This window comes from Ectopseudomonas khazarica (assembly GCF_004521985.1).
In the GTDB taxonomy this organism is placed as follows: Bacteria; Pseudomonadota; Gammaproteobacteria; order Pseudomonadales; family Pseudomonadaceae; genus Aquipseudomonas; species Aquipseudomonas khazarica.
The window spans coordinates 1-387 of the sequence record NZ_SBHZ01000062.1 but is presented as its reverse complement, the minus strand read 5'-3'; the positions used below and the strand labels follow the sequence as shown (position 1 = coordinate 387).

Genomic DNA, 387 nt, shown 5'->3' with positions numbered 1-387 from the left:
GGTCTACCACGAGGCCAAGAGCCTGCTCACCATGGGCCTGGGCAAGGACATCGTGGGCAACCCGGTGGTGGCCGACCTCGGCAAGATGCCGCACGTGCTGGTGGCCGGTACCACGGGCTCCGGCAAGTCGGTGGGGATCAACGCCATGATCCTCTCGCTGCTCTACAAGGCCGAGGCGCGCGACGTGCGCCTCTTGATGATCGACCCCAAGATGCTGGAAATGTCGGTCTACGAAGGCATTCCGCACCTGCTGGCGCCCGTGGTCACCGACATGAAGCAGGCCGCCCACGGCCTGAACTGGTGCGTGGCCGAGATGGAGCGCCGCTACAAGCTCATGTCGAAGCTGGGCGTGCGCAACCTCGCGGGCTACAACACCAAGATCGACGA

The 387-nt window shown here is 64.9% G+C and carries 1 protein-coding gene; it reads left to right on the top strand.

All coding sequences use genetic code 11. The features are described 5' to 3' along the window. On the top strand, positions 1-387 hold a 387-nt coding region (locus tag EPK82_RS24720; protein WP_134678355.1), incomplete at both ends, for an FtsK/SpoIIIE domain-containing protein.